The 241-nt window shown below is 56.0% G+C and carries 1 tRNA gene; it reads right to left on the bottom strand.

From position 1 onward, the window contains the following. Positions 1-78 precede the first annotated feature (78 nt). A tRNA-Ala gene (locus tag CF394_RS12065) sits at positions 79-154 on the bottom strand. Positions 155-241: the final 87 nt, after the last annotated feature.

Below are 241 nucleotides of genomic sequence, written 5' to 3' on the forward strand. Positions count from 1 at the left end.
GCGTCACGCACACCCAACGGGGGTCGGGGTGGTGACGCTCTATCTTGACGTCTTGCATGTTCAGTTTTCAATGTTCAATGGTGGAGCCTAGCGGGATCGAACCGCTGACCTCCTGCGTGCAAGGCAGGCGCTCTCCCAGCTGAGCTAAGGCCCCGGGAATAAAATAAATGGTCGAGAAGACAGGATTCGAACCTGCGACCCCTTGGTCCCAAACCAAGTGCTCTACCAAGCTGAGCTACTT

This window comes from Tetzosporium hominis, assembly GCF_002265435.1.
Classification (GTDB): domain Bacteria; phylum Bacillota; class Bacilli; order Bacillales_A; family Planococcaceae; genus Chryseomicrobium; species Chryseomicrobium hominis.